Source organism: Endozoicomonas gorgoniicola (assembly GCF_025562715.2).
GTDB classification, from domain to species: Bacteria; Pseudomonadota; Gammaproteobacteria; order Pseudomonadales; family Endozoicomonadaceae; genus Endozoicomonas_A; species Endozoicomonas_A gorgoniicola.
The window spans coordinates 1015422-1036743 of sequence record NZ_JAPFCC010000001.1 but is presented as its reverse complement, the minus strand read 5'-3'; the positions used below and the strand labels follow the sequence as shown (position 1 = coordinate 1036743).

Genomic DNA, 21322 nt, shown 5'->3' with positions numbered 1-21322 from the left:
CTCTTACATACCGGAACCGGCACTCAGATGGATATCGTAGAAGAAAGCACGACCCATAAGTTCAGAGGCCAGCACGACAACAAAGCTGATTGCAGCCTGATAACCACTGCTGCTGCCACGCATGGCAGAGACTGCAAACATCAGTACCCCACCCACCAGAAGCACCAGACGAACCACCGCCAGCATCTGACCGTAGCTCAACATCGCCAGAGGGTTAACAGCAACCGACAACTGTCCCAGCCAGAACAAGTAGCCTACATAACCCACCAGGGCAATGGTCATTGTCATCAATACAGCCATTCCTAACGCTTTGTCAGTCAGAGCCAGACCGCTAAGGTTGACTGACTGAAAGCGCAATAATGCAGCCGCCGCTATAGGCCCCGCAACCGCTGCCGTCATCAGGAACTGAAAAGGTGTCCAGTTGCTGTTCCAGCTCGGTACTGTTGCCAGCGTGTAAACTCTTGAAATAGCAAGAACAAAAACAACTCCCAACACCATGGCAACAGGCAACACCAGCTTTTGCAATCCTGGTGCAATACCAAAAAGCCGCATAGCCGTATAGGTGACACCGGCACCACCAAACAGGCTAAGAGCCACAATTTCCAGACTCAGAGCAGAGAAGTGTTCCAGACCGAACAATACGTTGAACATCCGGAAAGGTTGTCCCAGGTGGGTGGTCGATGCCACCGCAGCCAAACCCAACAGAACAAACACGGCCATAAAGCTGCGTGTCATCACCTTTTCATTGGGCTTGGCCAGCATTTCAACCAGGCCAAGAGTGACAAACAAACCAACTGCACTTTGTGCCAGAACAGTGAAGAAAACCAAAGGCAACTCACTCATAATCCTACCTCCTGCGGGTTCTCAATTTTGCCTTCTTTATCACCGCTCAGGCGGGAATTACGAGAGGTACCAATAATCACTGATGGATTGGTCAGCGTCTGATCCGGCAGTGGCGCAATATCGGCACGGTTTCCGTATCTGGCACGCAATTCATCAATCGGGCCAAACTCCAGCGCACGCAGCGGGCAGGACTCAACACACACTGGCTTCTGGCCTGTAGCCACTCTTTCATAACAGCCATTGCACTTACTCATAACTTTCTTGACCGGGTTAAACTGTGGTGCCCCGTAAGGACAGGCCATTTCACAGTAACGGCAGCCTACGCATACGGTGTCGTCCACAACGACCAGACCATCTTCTTCACGCTTATGCATAGCGCCTGTCGGGCATGCTTTGGTACAGGCAGGCTGCGCACAGTGGTTACAGCTGATGGATACATAATAAGCAAACACATCATTGCTGAAAGTACCGTCTTCGTGCTGAACCCAGTCGCCTCCGGAGTATTCGTAAACACGACGCCAGTTCATACCTACTGGCAGATCATTTTTGTCTTTACAAGACAGTTGACAGGTTTTACAGCCGGTACACTTACTGGTATCGACATAGAATCCCATTTGAGCCATTGTTCAATACTCCTCAGACCCTGGCGATTTCAACCAGATTGGTGTGTTGGGGGTTCCCTTTCGACAAAGGTGTTGGCCTTTGATTCGTTAACACATTAAAACAACCACCACGATCAACCCCTTTACGATCCGGCTTGTACCAGGCACCTTCACCCAAAGCCATCACTCCGGGAATGATTCGTGGAGTGACCTTAGCCAGAACCCGGGTTTCACCACGGTCATTCCAGATGCGTACCTGATCGCCATTTTTAATGCCACGAGCCTTCGCATCCACTGGGTTCATCCAGACACCATCCATCACGGCTTCACGCAGTACCGGAATGTTATGATAAGTCGAGTGAACCCGCCCTTTAGTGTGGAAACCGACCAGCTGCAAAGGATACTTCTCTGTCAGCGGATCAAGATGACTTTCCCAGGTGGTCACATATTGCGGTATCGGGGTGATGACATCGCCTTCAGGCAGAACCCACTCTTTTGCAATCTTCTCCAGCTTGGTGGAGTAGATTTCAATTTTACCCGAAGGTGTCCCTAACGCGTGTTTCACCGGGTCAGTACGGAAGTCTTCCAGTGCAACCCGGTTATCTTCCGGCGCCATTACCCTTAAAGGACCGTCTTTTCGCAGCTGTTCCAGAGAAGGTAGACGGGAATCTTTGGCCCGGGCTCCGGCGTACAGATGCTCAACCCACTGCTCATGGGTACGACCCTCTGTATACTGCTCACGAATTCCAAAACGTTCCGCCACGCCCACACACACATCGTAAGCACTGCGGCACTCATACATCGGCTTAATAGCGGGAACCAGAGGTACAACTGCACCCATAGAACCGGAAGCGTAACCATCGGAGCTGACCTCTGTGTTTTCCAGAGTCGTCACATCAGGTAACAGCAAATCAGCAAAGCGTGCGCTCGGTGTCATATGGTTATCGAGAAGAACGATAAACTCACACAGGCTTTCATCTCGCAAGATTTCTCTCGTGCGGTTTATATCAGCATGCTGGTTTGCCAACATATTACTGGCATAACTGATCAGCATTTTAATTGACGTGTTTAATTGCTTAACGCCAAGAACACCATCCGTTTTGTCTGTCATTTCCTGACCCCGGACGATAGCATCCGTCCAGCCAAAGAAAGGAATAGCAGCTTTTACAGGGTTTTTTCCGGTCGGAATCATTGGCACCGGATAGCTATAGTTCGCAGGCATATCACCGGTATTAGTACCGGGCAGACCAATGTTACCGGTCAGAATGGGCAACATAACAATAGAGCGGGCTGACTGCTCACCGTTGGCCTGACGTTGAATGCCAGTACCCTGAAGGATATAAGCCGGTTTGGCAGAACCAATTTCGCGAGCCAGCTGAATAATCTTTTTGGCTGGAATACCAGTCATGCCAGAAGCCCACACAGGTGTCTTTTCGATACCGTCGGGCCCCTGACCCAGGATATGAGCTTTATAGTGTCCATTTTTCGGTGCACTGGCTGGCAGTGTTTTTTCATCATAGCCCTGGCAATATTTATCCAGGAATGCCTGATCCACCAGGTTCTCGGTAATCAACACATGGGCAATACCTTCAACCAGCGCAGCATCGGTTCCGGGACGAATAGGAATCCATTCATCTTCTTTACCCAGCATAGTGTCGGTATAACGAGGATCAATAATGATGGTACGAACATTTCTCTCACGCACAGCCACACTGTGTTCGTAAATTTCACCACCGCCACTCATTCGGGTTTCAGCCGGGTTGTACCCAAACATCACCAGCAGATCTGCGTTCTTAATTTCTGAGGTATAACTGCCATTAGCAGCGGCCTTGGTATCGCCGTATGTGAAAGGCAGGGCATGCTGAATCTGCCCCCAGCTGTAGTTACCCCAGTATTTCAGGTATCCACCCAGCATATTCATCAGGCGATGCAGGGCATGCTGACCATCTGTACGATAGCCTTGGGTACCAGTGCCATAGGTGAAAAAGATGGAATCATTGCCGTGGGTGTCAATCGTGTACTTCAGCTTATCGGCCAGCAAGTCCAGGGCTTCGTCCCAGCTAATGCGTTCAAAACGCCCTTCACCACGCTCACCGATACGTTTCATCGGGTATTTCAGACGATCCGGATTATAAACCCGATGTTTAATAGAACGACCTCGCAGGCAGGCACGAATCTGGTGCTCTCCAAAAACTTTATCATCACCCCGATTATCAGACTCTATTTGGGTAATAACGCCGTCATTGGTATGCACCTGCAGTGCGCAGCGGCTCCCGCAATTCACCATACAGGCGGACCAGGTCGTTTTGTTTTCGGGGGTTTTCTTATCAGTAAAAGAAGCTTTGGCAACAGACTTTAACGGCAGTCCAGCGCTGACTACAGAGGCGCCTCCTAACAGCGAGCCCCACTTCATAAAGCGGCGCCGCTTCATAGGCGACAGGATCGTTTCATCAAGCCAGTTTTTCATTGAGTGCTCCGGTCAATTGGGTTTGACCTGAGTAGCAAACTCCTGAAATAAAATGTTTTTTAATAGGCACATGGACGAGAGCTTGCAAGTCAGGATTCAGGCTGTGCAGATAATAAAGGTATGTTTTGCAGTCGATAATTGATCTGAGTCAACTAATGTTGACTATTTTTTGTGCTACCAAATATTAAACACACTGACTATGCGGTCACCACTAACGCAATTGCGGCATCTGCCTGCCATACAAAGCCTGCCCCTAACGTACCCGCAGATAAGAATGATTGAGATTTGCCGCCACCGGTGCAGGGTGGCGGCGAAGAGTGGCGGCGAAGAGTGGCGGCGAAGAGTGTGTTAATTCATCAGCAGATGAGTAAACAGCTGAACCGTTACCTGCTCCCCCTCTGCCACATCACCCTGTTGCTCAGACAGAACGATATAACAGTTAGCCAGACTCATGGAACGCATCACTCCGGAACCCTGGCTGCCTGTAGTCACCACTTCCATCTGCCCATCCGCGCCGGTTGACAGAATACCGCGCTGAAACTCTCTCCGTCCCGGCCTCTTCTTAAGCGGGGTTTTACACACAGCCTGAATGGTTTGCAGACCAGCTGCGCGGGTACCCATCAAGTGCAGAAGAGCGGGCGTTGCCAGCTGCTGAAACGTTATCGTGGCGGAAACCGGATTACCGGGCAAACCAATAAACCAGCTATCAGGCAGTCGTCCAAAGGCAAAAGGCTTGCCGGGCTTGATCGCCAGTTTCCAGAACGACATGGTGCCCATTTCCTGCAGAATATCCTTAACGAAATCGGCATCACCCACGGAAACACCGCCCGAAGTAATGACGACATCCGCCTGCTGATCTGCTTTTGTAAAAGCCTGACGCAGCGCTTCCGGATCATCAGCAATTAGCCCCAGATCAATAACCTCAATGCCCAGACGCTTCAGCATGGCTTTTAATGCAAAACGATTACTGTCGTAAATATCGCCCGGCCTTAGCGACTGTCCCGGCAATTTCAGCTCATCACCCGTAGAAAACAGCGCTACTTTGACACGACGAAAGACTTTTACTTCAGGAACACCGAGGGAAGCCAGCACCCCCAGGTCCTGTGCCCTCACTCTATGACCCGCCGCAAACACCTTACAACCTTCCGGGATATCTTCGCCCGCAAGACGGACATTATTACCGGTGACTTCAGGTTTATTCAGAAACTGAACACCGTTGTCCGTTACATTCACCTGCTCCTGCATAATCACAGTGTCTGCGCTATCCGGTACGCTGGCACCGGTCATAATCCGGATACACTGTCCGGCAGGCAGTTCGCCAGCATAAGGGTGGCCGGCCAGTGACTGCCCGGCCAGTGGCAGCGTATCGGTATTCTCCAGGTCTTTAAGCCGCAGGGCATAACCGTCCATGGCTGAATTATTGTGGGAAGGAACATTGACGGGCGAAATAACAGGTTCAGCCAGCACCCGGTCCAGAGCATCCTCCAGGGCGACCTGTTCAACCCCGGATACCGGGGTAATTTCCTGACGGAGTTTTTCCAGTCCCTGCTCCAGGGGCATCAGTCCGGGAGTTGAACAGCAATCAGTCATGGGATAATTCCTTTAAAAAAGTGGCAACAATAAAGTCTGCAATCTGTTCAGGATGGTTGATATCCAGAACCGGCATTAAACGCTCTGGCTGATAGCCAGAATCATCACAGGCGATGGCAATAATATTGGGGTCGCCGGGATGCAACGGCAGCTTGTTGAGAACGGGCCGGTACAGCTCGATCTTGGTAAAAGGCTCATCACGAAACCCTTCCACCACGACCAGGTCCAGGTTATCCAGGTCCAGCAAACGAAGCTGTTCTTCAAGCATACGGGGGGTATCCGGGTCTCGCTCGGTATAACAGACAGACCGCTGTGGCGTGCTCAACACCAGTTGTGTGGCACCCGCATGCCGCAAACGATAACTGTCCTTGCCCGGCTTGTCCGGATCAATATCATGGTGCGATGCTTTTACCATTCCCACCCTGAGTTTTCGCCCCACCAGAATGGGCAGCAGCTTTTCCAGCAGCGTGGTCTTACCCGTGCCACTGTAAGCCGCAAATCCGATTAGAGGTGTTTGACAATTTACAATGTTCATAATTAACAAAGCCAACAAAAATCGAGCTGTATGATAAACATTTTTTCACAATGCAGCTTTTCTGTATGGAAATCACCCGCACAGATCGTTAGGATAGTCCCTGAAAATTATTATTATGAGCGCCGAGCTTCAGTCCCTAAACCCATGGCATGGTTCTGAAGCCGTAGCAGAATGATGTACTCGCTGCTACCAGGGTTCTGGCAGAAATGCCAGTGCCTCCCGCATTTGGAAAGGTGTTTGATGTTACGTTTGCAAGACAATCTGGGGCGGACCTTCCCCTACCTGAGACTCTCGATTACCGACCTGTGTAATTTCCGCTGCAACTACTGTTTGCCTGACGGGTGTGGAGAACACCACCATAAGCAATCCCTGACCGTAGACGAAATACGACGATTAATTAGTGCTTTCGCCCGGCTGGGTGTAGAAAAAGTGCGTATTACCGGTGGTGAGCCGACCCTGCGCCATGAATTTAACGACATTGTATCGACGATTAAACAGATTCCCGGTATTCAGACCGTCGCCATGACCACCAATGGTTACAGGATGGATGAGCGAATTGAGTCCTGGCTGGAAGCCGGGGTGGATGCTATTAACGTCAGCGTTGACAGCCTGGATGCCCGTGGCTTCCAGACCATCACCGGTCATAACCGTCTGCAGGAAATCCTGAACGGTATCGACAGAGGTTTCCAGCTGGGCATGAGCGGCTTCAAAGTTAACGCCGTACTGATGCGTGGCCACAATGCCGATCAGCTGCCTGACTTCCTGAACTGGATAAAAGACCAGCCCATCACCCTGCGATTTATTGAGCTGATGCAAACCGGCGACAATCAGGACTTCTTTAACCAGCAACATCTGGCTGGCAATACGGTTCGGGATCAACTGCTCGAAAGCGGATGGGTCAGGGTGGCACGACACAAATCGGCAGGTCCGGCGCAGGAGTATTACCACCCGCAATACCGTGGTCGCATTGGTCTCATTACCCCCTACTCACCGGATTTCTGTGACGATTGCAACCGCCTTCGGGTAACCAGCCTGGGCAAACTACAGCTGTGCCTGTTCGGCGATCAGGGCTATGACCTCAGAGACCTGCTGCAGTACGATCAGCAGCAGCCGGAACTGATTAACCGCATCCAGAATTTTCTGCAGCTGAAGCAGGGTAAACATTTTCTGCAAAATGGCTATACCGGTGGCACAGCCACGCTGGCACAGATTGGTGGCTAACCAGGCCACCTGGCCTCTGCCACTTTCTGTGCGATTTCTGTGCGATTTCTGTGGAACACCATCCCAAACGCGAAACTTTCACCGGACAAGTCGCAAGAGACATCACCTCCCTGAAATGGGATCATCCAGACTCTACCAGCTGCTTCTTACTTCTTCGATTAACGGGTAATAACCATGAGCAATGAAACCCCGACGATTCTGGCGGACTTCCAGTTTTCCTGTCAGCTGATTTACCAGTGCCTACATCAGACACCTGACGTTGAGTTTCTGGAGCAGTTGAAACAGCTTGCCGATCACGGACAGGACAGCACTTCCCACCATGAAATAAATGACGGACTGACATTAATTGCCAAAGGTCTGCAGTCGTCTGCACCAGAGGCTATTCGTAATATTCAAGCCGATTACGCCGAACTGTTTGTGGGTCCGGAAGAACTTAAAGCAGCGCCCTGGGCTTCTGTTTATCTGACTGAAGAACAGACACTGTGTGGCGAACCTACCCTTGCCGCTAAACAGTTCTACCGTGACTGTGGCATTGAAATAGACACAGGAACACGGGAGCCGGAAGACCACCTGGGCCTGATGTTTGCCTTTATGGCTGACCGCCTTGCCAAAATGGTGGAAACAGAACCAGACAGTGCCTGTCTGGACACCCAGCGTGACGTATTAAAAGATTTCTTAACTGGACATGTACTGACCTGGGCTCCCCGCTTTCTGGAAGTACTGTACGACAATGCACAAACCGATGTGTACCGTGGCATCAGCCAGCTGATAAAAGGCAGCCTTGAACAACTGGCCGCCCTGACCGGGGCTGAATATCGGATTGTCAGACTGTATCGCTGAACGTTTTGATGAACAGATCAATGAACCATTCAGAAGAACTCGCCTCCCCCGGTCGCCGGGCGTTATTTCGACGACTGGTCAAACCTAAACCGGTTGAACTGCCTGAATCGATCTATCCACGCCCACCCTGGGCGCAGGATAACCAGACATTTCTGGCGTTGTGTGATCGCTGTGACCGGTGCATAGATGCCTGCCCACAACGGGTGATTCGCCAGTCAGAGGAAAGCCATCCCGTGTTAAAGGGACTCCCTGTTCTCTCGCTGGATTACGGTCGCTGTGACTTTTGTGACCAGTGTGTTGACCACTGTCCAACGGGGGCTCTGAGCAAAGAAGACGGTCGTCGTATACAGGCGGTAGCCAGAGTCAGCGGTCACTGTCAGCTCACCCTGAACCAGCACTGTGACTTTTGTGTGGATGCCTGCGAAGAAGACGCGATCCGCATTAAAGACCAGCGAGTGCAGATAGATGAAGCCCTGTGTACAGGGTGTGGCGAATGCTCGCTGGACTGCTACGACAAGGCGATCACTTTACATAAGCGATGCTGAAACTATCTGGTTGCACTGACACCAATAAAAACAGGGTTTTCTTCAAGCTCAATCCAGTCATCAACAGGCATCTGATGACTGCGATTGTCTGAAGGCAGGTACCAGCGAATATCCGAAAAACCCGCTTCTACCAGAGCAGAATGGCAGGTACTGCGACGCCAGTAATGATTAACCGCTTCCTGCTGTCCCGGAAAAAAGATCGTATAGCCGTCACCTTCGGACAGCTCACCCTGATAGGCTGTATAGCAGCCACTGGGATTCTTGCTTCCTGAAGGGTAGTGTCCAAGCATTCCCATAATTCCCAGCATCTGACCTCCCACGGCAAGATGCCGATACAGTACACGACAAAGCTCATTCAGCTTTTCTGGTGAAGAAGCACAGTTCAACAGGTAGGCATGAAACACCAGATCATAAGGAATATCGTTGACATAATCTTCAGCAGGCTGGGTGTGGTAGGCTACGGGCATTATGTCCGGCGTATGGCTCAGAGCAGAATTGATCATCTCCCGGGATGAGTCAACACCTGTCACCTCGCTTGCGCCGAGTCGACAAAACATCCGGCTGTAATTCCCTGTTCCACAGGCAAGGTCCAGAACCCGTTTGCCTTCGACCGTGCCAAGCCAGCTTAATATCGAGTAACGTTCCATCTCCGTGCGAAACGGGTGATTTTCTTTGCTCTGAGCGTAAGTCTCTGCAAAATTTTTTGTGTCGAACATGCCATGACACCCTGTAAATCAGCTCTGCAAAGGATAGACAAAGAAAATATCAGGGTACAAAAAAGGCAGCTCTCTGCTGCCTCTGAATAACGACTACAAGGTCTATCTGGTCTGGATTATCAATGGTCAGTCGTTTTTCGGACTTCTCACCAAACACCTGCCGTTTAAACCAGTTGAGCTGTTGCTTGACAGAAGAGAGTTCCTGAAGAGTTGCATCCAACGCTGACTGCAACTGCTGTATTTGCAGTTGCGGGTCAACGGGATTGGGACTTTCCGGTCTGCTGGCTTGTCGTTATTGCCAAGCTTTTTTCCAGTTATAGAAGGTGGCAAGACACAGCCCTTTGGATCGACAGAATTCGGCTTGTGTGGCAGAGCTGTTTTGCTGCTCTGTAATGAGAGCCTGCCACTGAGTTTTACTGAGACGCTTGGGTGATTTTGTTTCTGTTGCCATAATGCTCTCCGGCAGAGTGAATGTGGGAGTAGCATGGAGTGTCAGGATGGTTTTTGGTAGACGTCCTTAAATGACCGCTTTCGTTAAAGCGACAGGATATTTTTCAGAATTATTTTGAAAAATATCCGGGTTGACTATAACAACTTCAATAACTCGTCATCGTCCAGAGTTAAATCGCCATCGTCCAGAGTTGTAAAGGTGGGTTCGGGGACAGGCAATCCATCTTTTCTAAGAACCTCATTGACTTCTTCGAGTTTAAGCACCTTTAATTTTCGCTCGCCGGTATCATAACCTGGTTCAGCTACACTCGTAGTCGCTGGCGATAGATTATCTCCTTCTGGCAATGCTTTTGTAACAGTGCTTGTTTGAGGCGATGTAATCGTTGACGATGACGAGATTTTCCTCTTAACCGGCCTTCCTGTGTTTTTATTTTCGCTGCAATTTTGGGATTTTGAAAGGCTGGAAGTGGTTGAGTTTGGCTGTTTTCTTCTTTTATATACAGTTATCAAGCGATCTTCATCTATGAACATGTAGTCGGCAACTTTATCCTCTATTGCAGACCATAGTGATGATGATATGCCTGGAGGTGTTGCATCCCTTTTTCTAAATAGTGTTTTATGAAGGCTCAGGTTGTGTCGTATACTGTTTTTCCAGTCCGCTCTGGGGGAGGGCTTTGAGCTTGAATCTTTCTGGGCCATATTCCCCGCCGCTTGGGGCGGGGTAGGCGGTCTGTAATAAGGAATATTATTCTCAATCCATTTATAAATATCACTTAAAACAAGCTCTTTTCCCGGGCTATCGTTAGGGTGAAAGTCTCATATTGACTGGTACTATCATTCTGTCTTCTGCGAAGGGAACGGGATGACATTATTTACTCCTGTTTTCGTAACCTTACAGCAATAAGTCACTGCCAGCAGCTTCCAACCATTGTCGAACAGCTTGCTCTGGATTAATGACCTAAGAGTCAGAATCCCTTGACCTCCCGGAAGTCGCCAACGCATGCCCGAGCACTTCATACGCCGCGTAACCAAGGTTTTGCAAGCAGCCTCAATGACTCCCGAACCTATCGGCAGATTCTGTGACAAGTGTTCAGCGTATTGCATACGAGCGCGATTGTTCCTGAAATATTCCAGCTCTGTTTTCAGCTTTGATCGTCGAGGATGTCGCTTGTACTGGTAGACCAGTGCCTTGATCACTCTCTCAACCCCTTCAAACTCTTCCTTTAGAATGTGGCGATAGGTGGTGAATTTTTCTTTGGATTTAGCACTGTTTTCTCCATAGGACAGATCAAATGCCTTCTTCAGGTGTTCTGCAGCATGGTAAAAGTCTACGATCTCGTGGCCTTCCGGGAGTTCATTGGCAAGGAAAGTCCAGTTGTCTTTCGCTCCGTCAGCCACTTTAACCAGAGTCAGGTCAGGCTTTTGCCGAAGGGCTTCATCCAGCAGTTCAGAGAGTGAGTTCTTCAAAGTTACTTTTTTACTTTCGGGCATACGCCCGATTCTGACTGTTGACAGGCGTTCACCCTGAGTATCGTAAAACGACAATGTTCCACAACTGGCCTCCTGACAACCGGCTGGACCACGGGTTCGCTTACCGTCACTTTTATTTTGTTCGCGTTTTTCCTTACGCTTGCCGTCTTTCATTGGCAGCATAACACCGTCGAGGGACGCTGCCACAGTCACCGCCTTTTCTGGAACTTTAGGGGCTTTTACAGGTTGGCTGATGGAAAATGAGGGGTTGCAACAGAAATAGCCTTTCAGGAAAGATTGATTTGAACAGATCAAAATTTCTGAAGGATCAGACATGTGTACAACACCCTCACTACGTCCTATGTTCGCATTTCCCGGCTGGGTAATCGAGCAGATTGATATTGATTGGGAAGTCAAACAAGCTTTTGTCTATCTCCGCAGGGATGGCCGAATTCAGCACGAGAAATGCAGTCAATGTGAAACCCCTATGGGACAAATGAAGACAAAAGATCGGTGTGTCCAGGATTTACCACTGGGAGTTCTACAGGTAAATCTTCTCTTCACAGCTTTTCAGGGCCGCTGCTCACACTGCAACAATATTGAAACCGTTACTATTCCTGGTTTAACTCCCAAGGCTCAGGCAACCGATCGCCTTAAACGACACGTCAGCCATTTATGTCGCTATATGCCCTGCGACAAGGTGCCTGAATTCATTGCTATATCCGGTGGTACTGCCCGTCGTTGGGATAAAGAGATGCTGCTGAGAATGCTTTCAGCTCCAAAGCGTGACGGTATTCGCGCTCTGCTCATTGACGAAAAATCCATTGGCAAAGGCCATCAGTATCTTACCGTTGTTCTTAACGCCGACTCAGGAGAAACCCTCTTCCTTGGTGAAGGCAAGCGAAAAGAGACTCTGGATGAGTTCTTGAGCAGCCTGACTGAAGAGCAAAAAGCGAGCATCGAGTGTGTTGGCATAGACCGTGGTGGCAGCTATCAGGCTTCGGTGAAAGAGCACTTGCCCAATGCGGATATTGTATACGACAAGTTTCACATTATTGCCAATTATAATGATGTGATAGATCAGATAAGGCGCAGGGAGTGGCGTCAGGCTGAAGAAGAGAACAAGCCCTTTATCAAGGGTCAGCGGTTCAACCTGTTCATGAACCCTGAGAACCTGACTCCAAAGCGAGAAAGCAGTCTGAAAGAGCTCTTGAGCATGAACGAGGATCTCAATCAGGCTTACATCCTGAAAGACATGCTCAAACAGCTATGGACGTACACGTACAAAGCGTGTGCCGGCAAGTTTCTGGATAGATGGATAGAGTTAGCAAAAGAAACCGGAATTGCAGAACTTAAGAGGTTTGCTAAGGGCTTGGACAGGGCAAGAGAGGGCTTGCTGTCGTACTGCCATCATCGTATAACCAGCGCGAAGATTGAAGCTTTCAATGGAGTCATCAAACGGATTATCTACAAAGCTTGTGGCTACAATGATCTTGATTACCTCTATCTTAAAATCAGGCAGGAGGCTGTAAAATGATCAGCCAACCTGTAAAAGAGCCGAACTTTAACGCTTTCCCAGAGGATACCCTCAAAGGCTTCCCTGTTTGGCTCCCATTGATTGTTAAACTTCTTCGGGAGTCGAGCCAGAGAACTTTCCGAAGGCGACATATTGCCCATCAGATCAAGCAGGTTCTTCACGTCGCCCGGTGGCATTTGAGCGACCATCCAGACAGCTTGCTTTGCCGCCCTTGGTGTCCAGTATCCCTCGACAATACCCGCCCGGAGTTCCAGCGGGACGATGCAGCGATCCTGACCGTTGCGGTAGAGCGTTCGTGGAACTTTGATAGAACCGGCAACAGTCTGATAGGTTTCTGAACTTCGCAATACTCGATGGTAACAGGTGCCGTTGACTTCAATGACCGGGGTGTCAACATCAAGTCCGGATAAGTCTTCTTCCAGAACACCTCGCTCTGCCTGAGCAAAAATCTTGTGAACTTCACCTTCATAGTCTTCAAAGTGTTGAATGGGGTCGTACTGTTCGCGCAGAGCTGCCAGTTTATGATCAAGCTGCTGAATTGCATGACAGGAAAAATTGGCGACTTCAGTCAGTGGCTGACATACTTCCATCGGGGCGGCCTCTCACTAATATGGTGTCGTTTTATCAGTAAACATCATAGCGGTGTTTGGCCGTTACCCTTGCTGGGCAGGGAAATTTGTTGCTACTGCATACTTATTGGGCTGTAGACCCTGAAAAGAGAGTCAATATGAGACTTTCACCCTATCGTTAATGGCCATTATTATTAGTTTGGCATATGCTATCTTTGGTCTTTTTCCGGTACTCGTTATATCTATACAAACCCGTTTATCTAATCCGCCTACTTTGTTGTGTATCACAATATAATGCTTAGATTTTTTACCTTCTTCAGTCTCATAGAAAAACACGTTTATTGAATCTTCTGTTTGCCTGCTGGATGAAGGTTGATTTGATGGCACCCCACTTTTTGAAATATTGATAGTAAATTGTTTTAAAAGTTTTGGTTCTCGTGATGAGGTGACATCAGAAGCAAGGCGCAAAGTGCCAGGTTGCGGCATGGCAGTCGTTATACGTCCATCGAAGTTTGGCTGTGCAGCTGCAGGATGCTGAGGATTAATGTTGCCACATTCTACATGTGGAAAACTCCATCTCGGAGGAAAATCACTAGGAGCCTGACCGAGAATAGGATTTATCTGATATAATAGCGTTCAAAACGCAGCCCTGATGAAGCCTGATGTCGCCACCACCAAAATTCAAGGATAGCCCTGTTGAGTTCGACCAGCACCTGCTGTTTCCAACCAACATCTTTGATCTTCTTCCCAAAGATCATGACTGCTACATCTATGAGACCATCTTCCAGAACATTGATACCTCGGAAGTTGAAAAGCAGTACCATCACCTTGGACAGCATGCCTACCCACCCAAGCTGATCGTAGGTATCCTGATCTACGCCTACAGTCATGGTGTATTCAGCTCCCGTGAAATAGAAAAACGGTGTCGGCAGGACTTGGCATTCATGTACATCTCTCAGATGAATTGCCCAAACTTTCGGGTCCTGGGGGACTTCCGCAAAAACAACCTGTCGTTTTTTCATGACTGTTTCAAACAGTCCGTCAAGCTGGCGATGGAGCTGAAACTGGCATCGCTTGGGCATATCAGCCTGGATGGTTCGAAATTCAAAGCCAACAGTTCAAAGCATAAGGCCATGAGCTACGGCCGGCTTAAAGCCAAAGAGGCAGAACTCAGCGCTGAGGTTGATGAACTGATCAAAAAAGCCAGCCAGTGCGATCAGGAAGAAGACGACGCCTACAAAGAAACCAATGGCTACAGTATTCCTGAAGACCTCCAGTTTAAAGAAGAACGGCTGAAGAAAATTAAGGCTGCCAAAAAAGCACTGGAAGAGCGTGAGAAAGCCCTCAATCCGGACGAGCCAATAGACGACAAGAAACAGATTAGCTTTGCAGACCATGATGCCCGGGTGATGAGCAAGAAAGGGTACTGCGAATACAGCTACAATGCCCAAATTAATGTAGATGCGGATCACCAGATCATTGTTGGCCAACACATCAGCCAGCGCGCCAACGACGTACAGGAAGTAGAACCTGCTCTTCAGGCTTTGTCAGAATCTACCGATGGCGCAGCTGTGGATAAATGGAGTATGGACAACGGCTATTTTTCAGGGCCAAATCTGCACACCTTGGATAAACACGGAATAGACGGTTATATCGCTACTGATAAGGAAGAAAAACCGGCTGTCACGAACCTTGAAAATACTGATCGAAAATTTGTCAAAGCGGATTTTACATACAATATTGAAGCTGACGTCTTCATCTGTCCGGCTGGGGAAAAATTGGTTACCAATCCAGCCAGTAAAGCTAAGAGGAAAGGCTACCGGGCAAACAAGGAAGTATGCCGAGAGTGCGCTTACCGCTCCAGATGCAGTGGCTCCAAGAAAAGTGCAGGCAAGGTAATTCGCACAGACAAGTTTGAAACTGCACGACAAGCCATGAATAAAAAAATGGAAACAAGCGAAGCGAAAGCGGTATACGAACGTCGCAAAGTAATAGCGGAACCGCCGTTTGGTCAGATAAAAAACTCTGGATTCAGGAGTTTCAGTCTGCGCGGGAAAGAGAAAGTGGAAGCAGAGTTTTCACTGGTATGCACAGTGCATAATTTCAAAAAAATTGTGAAGAAAGCTTTAACGGGGTCACTCCGTCTTGAGGATTTAAAAAAGGTTGAAAAAGCGGCATAAAGGTAAAGAAAAGCTGTAAATTGGCAAAAATGAGCAAATCAACCTCAAAAAGTGGTTGTTTTTTGCTCATTTTGAATTTTGCGAAACCTTTAGGAGGACTGCCTAAGCTATTCTCGGTCAGGCTCCTAGGGTTCATTATGCAATACTCCTGATAGTTCAACTCATTTCTTTATTTTGCGAAAATCACTGTTCTCCCTGAGCACGAAAGTGATATTTTCAACTCATAGTTATATAGATGGATATAGATAATTATCAAAAAGTTCAAACATTGTCAGGAATGCTGAGAATTAGGTTAGCAATAATAACCAAATCACCACGCCGGGCTCTGAGCGTAGCCCGCCTGAGGGTACAAAAAAGGCAGCTCTCTGCTGCCTCTGAATAACGACTATTTGTATGCTCAGGGCTGTTTCCGCTCAGGGCTGTTTCCGCTCAGGGCTGTTTACCAAAAAGCTTCATCAGGTTTTTAAACAGTGATGGTTTCTCCATCAATTGATCCAGCTCTTCTTCAATCACCTGATGCTGCTGACCTTCTCTCAGAGCCCGTAACTCTTTCTTCAGGCGTACCAGGTGCGCTTCTGTCGCCTTGATTTCCTGCTTCAGCTTTTTTCTCTGCTTTTTGTACTGTTTCAGATCACTCATGGGGTATTCCCAACGTCTTGTGACGTTTTTAGACAACGCAGGCAGGAAACCCTGCCTGCTTAATAAGATGGAAAATCGTCAATTAGCTAGTCAGCAGAATCAACAAGCCTGGAACGATAAAGAAAACACCAAATACATAACCAAAGACCACGGATTTACGACGGCTGGCGATTTGTGCAAAGCGACGGGCAGCGTGATAAGGGATACCACGGAGCGTTGGCACACCATAAATCAGACATACACCGGCAACATTAAACAACAGATGAACCAGCGCAATTTGCAGACCCGCCTCTGCCATAGAACCACTCAGGGAAAACGCAGCCAGCAGGGCAGTAATGCAGGTTCCAATGTTTGCGCCCAGGGTGAACGGATAGATATCCTTCAACCGGAACACACCACTACCCACCAGAGGAATCACCAGACTGGTGGTGGTTGAAGAAGACTGAACCAGGAAAGTAATCAGACCGCCGGAAGCAATACTGCCAGCAGAACCACTACCAATGGCTTTATGCATCAGGTCTTTGGCACGCCCCACCATCTGCTGCTTGAGAATTTTACCCAGCAGGCTAATGGACATAAACGTCAGCGCCAGACCAATCAGGGCCAGTACAACGCCGCCGGTCATGCCCGGCAGAGCACTTTCAGTAACAGAGGCAATAGATTTGGTTACCGGTTTAATCAATGGCTTGATAAAGTCGAAGCCACCCAGGTTCGTGCCGGTACTACCGTAGAATATGCTCGCCAGCCAGGCTGAAGATTTCTGCAGAAAACCGGTAGCCAGTTCCAGCGGCAGGAAGATGAAAACAGCAAACAGGTTAAAGAAACCGTGTGCTGTGGCCGCTGAGAAGGAGCGACGGAACTCATTCCGCTTGCCCATACTGCCCAGACTCACCAGAGTCGAGGTCACGGTGGTACCAATATTGATACCCATAATCATCGGTATAGCGGTGCTGACCGGCAGGCCGGCAGCCACCAGACCCACGGTAATAGAGGTCACGGTGCTGGAAGACTGCACCATAGCGGTTGCCATGGTCCCAACAATCAGTCCCATAAACGGATTGGTTGCAAATTCAAACAGTGCAGCCGCACCGTCTGCGCCACCGGCAGCCCACTTGAAGCCATCGCCAATCAGGCCCACAGCCACAAGCAGGGTGTATACCAGCAGCAGTACCGCCACCCAGGGCAGGAAAGAAGTCGTTACAGCTTTGTTCTCGACATAAGCAGTCGTTGCTTGCATAGAAATCCCGGATTTCCCACGTTAACGTCTCCCGTCAGGATCGACCTGAGTTGGCCCTGAGGGTACTTTCACATTGCAGAGGTCAGGTTTGACGATTTAATTACAATGTAATCAGTTTAAAAACCGTACTTTAGGGATATAAGAAATTGCTGCAAGTGTGGAATTTTACATATTGATGTAGCGATATCCTTATGCTTATAAACGTCAGTACCTGTTTACCAACCCGTTCCGCCCCGGATAAATTCGGCTCAGCCTTGGTATCCTCTGATTCTGTTGTCATCAACCTCTTGTCTGAGGCAGGTAGAAAAAGCGGAGCGCCGCCTTTTTTCTGCCGTCAAATCGTTTTTTAAACCGAGAATTGATTTGAATATCTGTTCAAAACCCTCAACCTGATTCACAATGCAACTGGCGACTATGAGTGACTGACATAAATGGCTGACTATAAATGGCTGACTATAAATAGTGCGTGTTGAATACAGGAGTACGCATGCAAAAACAAAAGATCACCATGAAGCCTGCCCCGCTGTGGCGAAGGCTGGCAGCGATGTTATATGACACTTTTCTGGTCATATCACTGTGTTTTCTGGTTGGTTTTCTCAACCTTGGCATCCTGATGAAAATCTATGGCGCAGACCAGCTTAAACAGATGACCGACAACGGCGAATCACTGGACAGCCCTGCCTTCTATGCAGCCCTGTTTGTGACTGTTTTCAGCTTTTTCGGTTATTTCTGGACCCGTAAAGGCCAGACATTAGGCATGCAGGCCTGGCGTTTGCACATCCTTAATGAAAACGGCAATAAACTATCCGCAAAGCAGGCGCTTGTGCGTTTTATTGTGGCCATACCGTCAGTGCTGGCAGGGTGTATTGGTGTGATCTGGGTACTCTGGGACAAGAATAAAAAAAGCTGGCAGGATTATGCTTCGCGATCAGGTACATACTATGTCCCTGTTCAGAAAGAGAAAACGACCCTGTGAAACATCGAATCAGCGTTTTATTACTAATAATTACAAAACAAAAAGATAAAAGCCGAAATACATATTAGTATTCCTACTTATATAGATTACAATCAACGAAGCGCATGACCGTTTAGCGCTGAAACAATGACCAGGCATTCAGTGAATGCCTCAACTTTCAGGAACAGGCCATGATCACTTCGCTGCAAAAAGCCATTCGTTCAGTCAGAGCCACCCTGGCGGCAATGCTGTTTCCCATTCCACAGGATATGCAAAAAGCCTTACAACCTGTACCCATTCCCGTTGAACAAACCCGAAACAGACAACCATCTGGAAAACAACACCGTCATCAAAGGGGTTATCATTTCTGAGCCAGTGCAAGGTCAGCGTGTCTGTGCAGGAAAATAAAACTGAACGAGCTGCGGTTATATCGAGCTATGCCTGCTGACAGCGGTATCTGGAGATACCGCCGGGTTCAGTTCTGTCAGGCTGCTTTCCTGAGAAGCAAGGCACCGATCAGAATACAGATACTGATTGGAAACAGTACTGACAGGATGGGCGGAAAACCAAATACCAGGCTTGAAGGTCCCAGCAGACTTTGAACAATCATGAAAACGACTCCGGTCACCACTCCGGAAAAAATTCTTAACCCCATACTCACAGAACGCAGTGGGCCAAAGACAAACGATATTCCCACCAGTACCAGGGAAAAGATTGACAAGGGCTGCAGCGCCTTTTCCCAGAACGCGAGGTCATACTCACCCGAGTCCAGCCCCTGATTGTCCAGATAATTCGTGTAGGTTTTCAGACCTGAAATCGAGAGTGCGTCCGGATTGACGACCACAACTTTCAACAGAGTCGTGGTCAGGCTGGTATCCCAGGGCTGAATGGTCGCCTTTTCTTCAACAAACTTCTCACCATCAAAACGACTGGTCACCACATCTTCCAGCAACCAGTGATCTTTCTGATAGATCGCGCGTTTGGCAAATGAGCTTTCCTGCAGGCGCATACCTTCGTCAAACTTGTAGCGACTGATGCCATACAGCACACCATTAGGCTCAACAGCATTGAAATACATATATTCATTGCCTTCCCGGTGCCAGATTCCCTCACCGGAATAGGTGCCCTGCGAAGACCTGAGAATACTACGCTGGGTTTCTGCAATCTGCTCAGTGACCGGAGACACATATTCTCCAATAAACGTCCCCACCACAACCATTAACAGAGCCGGTTTCATAACAGAGCAGACCATGCGCCAGAGCGATACCCCTGCTGCACGCATGACCACCAGTTCACTGTTAGAAGCCAGACTGCCCAGCCCGGCCAGACAGCCGATCATGGCTGATACGGGTATAAACTCGTAGACTTTCTTCGGCATTAGCATGATGGTGTACAGCATGGCATCCAGTGGCTCATAATTCGCCCGGACATCGTCCAGCTGCCCAAGAAATGAAAACAGTGATTCCAGCATGACCAGCACCACCAGCACCACCAGCATGGCCGCCAGTACATTCCATGCAATGTAACGGTCCAGCTTACGCATTGGCTTTACTCCGACCCAGCTTTAATTGCAGCGTCTCCTGCGACACGAGAAACAGGCCTATGGCCAGATAGATAGCATGCACCCACCAGACGCCTATTGTCGCCGGTATACGCTGATCGTCCACCGCGCTGCGGGCAAACATCAGCAGTGCCAGATAAAACAGATACAACAACACTCCCGGAAGCAATTTCACAAACCGCCCCTGACGAGGATTCACCCGGGACAAAGGGACAGCCAGCAAAACAATAATGGGTACCAACAGGGGCAGAGACAACCGCCACTGCAGTTCAGCAATCAGGCGTGTATCATCTGACTTCATCAGCACATCGGTGGGCAGTGCCTGCTCACGACTGATTTCATTTTTAATAGTGCGCTCTTCCATACGTACACCGTAGGTTTCATATTCAGTGACGCGGACATTCCCCATACCGGGTGTCATGTCATAACGAAAACCGTCGTTTAGGATCAGGTAACGCTGCCCCTTCTCCTCTGTTGTTGATATACGACCTCTTTCTGCCAAAACCAGCGACATCGCAGCACTGCTGTTGTCGTTGATACGGCTGGCAATAAATACTTTTTGCATCAGCTGACGGTCGTCACTCAGGGCTTCGGTATACGTCACCCGGCTACCACCTTCCAACGCTTGAAAACGACCAGGCACCAGAGTATCAAACTCAGTCAGGGAATCCTGTTTGGTCAGCAGCATTTCAACCTGCTGAATACCTTTCGGGGCAATAAACAGGCTCAGTACAGCGACGACCAACATCACGCCCAAAGCAGGAAGCATGGTCATGCGCAACAATTGCCCCTGACTCATACCGGTCGCTCCCATAATCGTCATTTCATTTTCTACATATAAACGACCATAGGCTAATATAATCCCGAGAAACAAACCCAGTGGAATGATCATCACCAGAAATTCGGGCAGCCGGTAGCCCATAATCGCAAACAGAAAATCGGCATTCAGTGTGCCGCTGGCTGCCTGCGCCAGATAGTTTACAAATCGCCCACTCATTATAATGAGCAAAACAACGCCAGTGACTGCCAGCATGACCTGCAGCATTTCTCTGGCCAAATATCGAAATATAATCGAAGGCATGATCGGTTTTCACAGTTCCGATAGCTGATAAGGGTCTGTTACTGTTGCGAACAAGCGTTCGTCAAAACAACAGTAACCATTTAAACTACATTGCGGAGTAGATATTCAACAGTTCGGTGTTCAACCATCTGCCGGACTCAAGACAGACGGCTGAAAATTTCACATCCGAACTGTGCTCTGGTCAAATACTCCATCAGGTCATTATCTATCAATACAGTCTGAGTGTGTAGATGTGACTGAATAAAATACTGATATCGCCCGTCAGGCTCAGTGTTAACAGAAGC

23 protein-coding genes and 1 riboswitch are annotated in these 21322 nt (G+C 48.8%); of the genes, 7 read left to right on the top strand and 16 right to left on the bottom strand.

Going from position 1 to position 21322, the window contains the following annotated elements; genetic code table 11:
• Positions 1-3: 3 nt before the first annotated feature.
• The 5 genes from NX722_RS04775 to mobB all read right to left on the bottom strand — a co-directional run bounded on the left by NX722_RS04775 (position 4) and on the right by mobB (position 6037).
• Positions 4-843: a dimethyl sulfoxide reductase anchor subunit family protein gene (locus NX722_RS04775; protein ID WP_262566954.1), complete on the bottom strand. Its 840-nt coding sequence runs from the start codon at positions 841-843 to the stop codon at positions 4-6.
• Positions 840-1466, bottom strand: a complete 627-nt coding sequence (locus NX722_RS04770) for a DMSO/selenate family reductase complex B subunit (protein WP_262566953.1) — start codon at positions 1464-1466, stop codon at positions 840-842. The genes NX722_RS04775 and NX722_RS04770 overlap by 4 nt, the downstream gene beginning before the upstream one ends.
• A gap of 13 nt (positions 1467-1479) precedes the next feature.
• A complete protein-coding gene (locus NX722_RS04765; protein WP_262566952.1) occupies positions 1480-3912 on the bottom strand; it encodes a DMSO/selenate family reductase complex A subunit in 2433 nt (810 codons plus the stop codon).
• Positions 3913-4260: 348 nt separating this feature from the next.
• Complete coding sequence (gene moeA / locus NX722_RS04760) at positions 4261-5502, bottom strand: molybdopterin molybdotransferase MoeA (RefSeq protein WP_262566951.1); 1242 nt, start codon at positions 5500-5502, stop codon at positions 4261-4263.
• On the bottom strand, positions 5495-6037 hold the full coding sequence (gene mobB, locus NX722_RS04755; RefSeq protein ID WP_262566950.1) for a molybdopterin-guanine dinucleotide biosynthesis protein B: 543 nt from the start codon (positions 6035-6037) through the stop codon (positions 5495-5497). The genes moeA and mobB overlap by 8 nt, the downstream gene beginning before the upstream one ends.
• Before the next feature lie 108 nt (positions 6038-6145).
• Positions 6146-6289, top strand: a riboswitch (molybdenum cofactor riboswitch).
• Between mobB and moaA the strand changes: the two genes are divergently transcribed.
• The 3 genes from moaA (at position 6278) to napF (ending at position 8643) form a co-directional block, all read left to right on the top strand.
• Positions 6278-7258, top strand: a complete 981-nt coding sequence (moaA, locus tag NX722_RS04750; protein WP_262566949.1) for a GTP 3',8-cyclase MoaA — start codon at positions 6278-6280, stop codon at positions 7256-7258. It overlaps the preceding riboswitch by 12 nt.
• A gap of 174 nt (positions 7259-7432) precedes the next feature.
• Positions 7433-8098, top strand: coding sequence for a TorD/DmsD family molecular chaperone (locus NX722_RS04745; protein WP_262566948.1), 666 nt, complete (start codon positions 7433-7435; stop codon positions 8096-8098).
• A 20-nt stretch (positions 8099-8118) separates the two neighbouring features.
• A complete protein-coding gene (gene napF, locus NX722_RS04740) occupies positions 8119-8643 on the top strand; it encodes a ferredoxin-type protein NapF (RefSeq protein WP_262566947.1) in 525 nt (174 codons plus the stop codon).
• 2 nt (positions 8644-8645) lie between these two features.
• On the opposite strand, the gene NX722_RS04735 is transcribed toward napF, so the two are convergent.
• The 5 genes from NX722_RS04735 to NX722_RS04715 all read right to left on the bottom strand — a co-directional run bounded on the left by NX722_RS04735 (position 8646) and on the right by NX722_RS04715 (position 11615).
• Positions 8646-9359, bottom strand: coding sequence for a class I SAM-dependent methyltransferase (locus tag NX722_RS04735; RefSeq protein WP_262566946.1), 714 nt, complete (start codon positions 9357-9359; stop codon positions 8646-8648).
• A gap of 49 nt (positions 9360-9408) precedes the next feature.
• On the bottom strand, positions 9409-9579 hold the full coding sequence (locus NX722_RS04730; protein WP_262566945.1) for a transposase: 171 nt from the start codon (positions 9577-9579) through the stop codon (positions 9409-9411).
• A gap of 72 nt (positions 9580-9651) precedes the next feature.
• The gene (gene tnpA / locus NX722_RS04725; RefSeq protein WP_262566944.1) at positions 9652-9810 is read right to left on the bottom strand and encodes an IS66 family insertion sequence element accessory protein TnpA; all 159 of its coding nucleotides are present in this window, start codon (positions 9808-9810) and stop codon (positions 9652-9654) included.
• 134 nt (positions 9811-9944) lie between these two features.
• Positions 9945-10508, bottom strand: a complete 564-nt coding sequence (locus NX722_RS04720; RefSeq protein ID WP_262566943.1) for a forkhead box protein — start codon at positions 10506-10508, stop codon at positions 9945-9947.
• 135 nt (positions 10509-10643) lie between these two features.
• On the bottom strand, positions 10644-11615 hold the full coding sequence (locus tag NX722_RS04715) for a hypothetical protein (protein WP_262566942.1): 972 nt from the start codon (positions 11613-11615) through the stop codon (positions 10644-10646).
• Here NX722_RS04715 and NX722_RS04710 point away from each other — a divergent pair.
• Positions 11614-12816, top strand: a complete 1203-nt coding sequence (locus tag NX722_RS04710; protein ID WP_262563783.1) for an ISL3 family transposase — start codon at positions 11614-11616, stop codon at positions 12814-12816. The genes NX722_RS04715 and NX722_RS04710 overlap by 2 nt on opposite strands.
• On the opposite strand, the gene NX722_RS04705 is transcribed toward NX722_RS04710, so the two are convergent.
• Together NX722_RS04705 and NX722_RS04700 are read right to left on the bottom strand one after the other, a co-directional pair.
• A complete protein-coding gene (locus NX722_RS04705; RefSeq protein ID WP_262566941.1) occupies positions 12783-13406 on the bottom strand; it encodes a hypothetical protein in 624 nt (207 codons plus the stop codon). The genes NX722_RS04710 and NX722_RS04705 overlap by 34 nt on opposite strands.
• A gap of 132 nt (positions 13407-13538) precedes the next feature.
• Positions 13539-13871 carry a hypothetical protein gene (locus tag NX722_RS04700; RefSeq protein WP_262566940.1) on the bottom strand — a complete coding sequence of 111 codons (333 nt, stop codon included), beginning with the start codon at positions 13869-13871 and terminating at the stop codon, positions 13539-13541.
• 176 nt (positions 13872-14047) lie between these two features.
• Here NX722_RS04700 and NX722_RS04695 point away from each other — a divergent pair, with 176 nt between their 5' ends.
• Entirely contained in the window at positions 14048-15565 is a 1518-nt protein-coding gene (locus NX722_RS04695) for an IS1182 family transposase (protein ID WP_262563606.1), read from the top strand.
• A gap of 429 nt (positions 15566-15994) precedes the next feature.
• Here the strand turns inward: NX722_RS04695 and NX722_RS04690 are convergent, their stop codons facing one another.
• Positions 15995-16204, bottom strand: coding sequence for a hypothetical protein (locus NX722_RS04690; protein ID WP_262566939.1), 210 nt, complete (start codon positions 16202-16204; stop codon positions 15995-15997).
• A gap of 82 nt (positions 16205-16286) precedes the next feature.
• Complete coding sequence (locus tag NX722_RS04685; protein ID WP_262566938.1) at positions 16287-17441, bottom strand: Na/Pi symporter; 1155 nt, start codon at positions 17439-17441, stop codon at positions 16287-16289.
• A 487-nt stretch (positions 17442-17928) separates the two neighbouring features.
• On the opposite strand from NX722_RS04685, the gene NX722_RS04680 reads away from it, so the two are divergent.
• Together NX722_RS04680 and NX722_RS04675 are read left to right on the top strand one after the other, a co-directional pair.
• The gene (locus tag NX722_RS04680) at positions 17929-18417 is read left to right on the top strand and encodes an RDD family protein (RefSeq protein WP_262566937.1); all 489 of its coding nucleotides are present in this window, start codon (positions 17929-17931) and stop codon (positions 18415-18417) included.
• Between the two features lie 170 nt (positions 18418-18587).
• The gene (locus NX722_RS04675) at positions 18588-18767 is read left to right on the top strand and encodes a hypothetical protein (protein WP_262566936.1); all 180 of its coding nucleotides are present in this window, start codon (positions 18588-18590) and stop codon (positions 18765-18767) included.
• A 113-nt stretch (positions 18768-18880) separates the two neighbouring features.
• Here the strand turns inward: NX722_RS04675 and lptG are convergent, their stop codons facing one another.
• The gene (gene lptG, locus NX722_RS04670; protein WP_262566935.1) at positions 18881-19939 is read right to left on the bottom strand and encodes an LPS export ABC transporter permease LptG; all 1059 of its coding nucleotides are present in this window, start codon (positions 19937-19939) and stop codon (positions 18881-18883) included.
• Entirely contained in the window at positions 19932-21038 is a 1107-nt protein-coding gene (gene lptF / locus NX722_RS04665) for an LPS export ABC transporter permease LptF (protein WP_262566934.1), read from the bottom strand. The genes lptG and lptF overlap by 8 nt, the downstream gene beginning before the upstream one ends.
• Positions 21039-21322 lie beyond the last annotated feature (284 nt).

Bases quoted from the DNA above. Each gene is read 5' to 3' on its own strand.
- NX722_RS04765 (WP_262566952.1), bottom strand. From the start codon at position 3,912: ATGAAAAACTGGCTTGATGAAACGATCCTGTCGCCTATGAAGCGGCGC.
- lptG (WP_262566935.1), bottom strand. From the start codon at position 19,939: ATGCGTAAGCTGGACCGTTACATTGCATGGAATGTACTGGCGGCCATG.
- NX722_RS04735 (WP_262566946.1), bottom strand. From the start codon at position 9,359: ATGTTCGACACAAAAAATTTTGCAGAGACTTACGCTCAGAGCAAAGAA.
- NX722_RS04700 (WP_262566940.1), bottom strand. From the start codon at position 13,871: ATGCCGCAACCTGGCACTTTGCGCCTTGCTTCTGATGTCACCTCATCA.
- tnpA (WP_262566944.1), bottom strand. From the start codon at position 9,810: ATGGCAACAGAAACAAAATCACCCAAGCGTCTCAGTAAAACTCAGTGG.
- NX722_RS04715 (WP_262566942.1), bottom strand. From the start codon at position 11,615: ATGTCTGATCCTTCAGAAATTTTGATCTGTTCAAATCAATCTTTCCTG.
- NX722_RS04685 (WP_262566938.1), bottom strand. From the start codon at position 17,441: ATGCAAGCAACGACTGCTTATGTCGAGAACAAAGCTGTAACGACTTCT.
- NX722_RS04720 (WP_262566943.1), bottom strand. From the start codon at position 10,508: ATGGCCCAGAAAGATTCAAGCTCAAAGCCCTCCCCCAGAGCGGACTGG.
- NX722_RS04680 (WP_262566937.1), top strand. From the start codon at position 17,929: ATGCAAAAACAAAAGATCACCATGAAGCCTGCCCCGCTGTGGCGAAGG.
- NX722_RS04775 (WP_262566954.1), bottom strand. From the start codon at position 843: ATGAGTGAGTTGCCTTTGGTTTTCTTCACTGTTCTGGCACAAAGTGCA.
- lptF (WP_262566934.1), bottom strand. From the start codon at position 21,038: ATGCCTTCGATTATATTTCGATATTTGGCCAGAGAAATGCTGCAGGTC.
- NX722_RS04770 (WP_262566953.1), bottom strand. From the start codon at position 1,466: ATGGCTCAAATGGGATTCTATGTCGATACCAGTAAGTGTACCGGCTGT.
- moaA (WP_262566949.1), top strand. From the start codon at position 6,278: ATGTTACGTTTGCAAGACAATCTGGGGCGGACCTTCCCCTACCTGAGA.
- moeA (WP_262566951.1), bottom strand. From the start codon at position 5,502: ATGACTGATTGCTGTTCAACTCCCGGACTGATGCCCCTGGAGCAGGGA.
- NX722_RS04745 (WP_262566948.1), top strand. From the start codon at position 7,433: ATGAGCAATGAAACCCCGACGATTCTGGCGGACTTCCAGTTTTCCTGT.
- napF (WP_262566947.1), top strand. From the start codon at position 8,119: ATGAACCATTCAGAAGAACTCGCCTCCCCCGGTCGCCGGGCGTTATTT.
- NX722_RS04675 (WP_262566936.1), top strand. From the start codon at position 18,588: ATGATCACTTCGCTGCAAAAAGCCATTCGTTCAGTCAGAGCCACCCTG.
- NX722_RS04695 (WP_262563606.1), top strand. From the start codon at position 14,048: ATGTCGCCACCACCAAAATTCAAGGATAGCCCTGTTGAGTTCGACCAG.
- NX722_RS04690 (WP_262566939.1), bottom strand. From the start codon at position 16,204: ATGAGTGATCTGAAACAGTACAAAAAGCAGAGAAAAAAGCTGAAGCAG.
- mobB (WP_262566950.1), bottom strand. From the start codon at position 6,037: ATGAACATTGTAAATTGTCAAACACCTCTAATCGGATTTGCGGCTTAC.
- NX722_RS04710 (WP_262563783.1), top strand. From the start codon at position 11,614: ATGTGTACAACACCCTCACTACGTCCTATGTTCGCATTTCCCGGCTGG.
- NX722_RS04705 (WP_262566941.1), bottom strand. From the start codon at position 13,406: ATGGAAGTATGTCAGCCACTGACTGAAGTCGCCAATTTTTCCTGTCAT.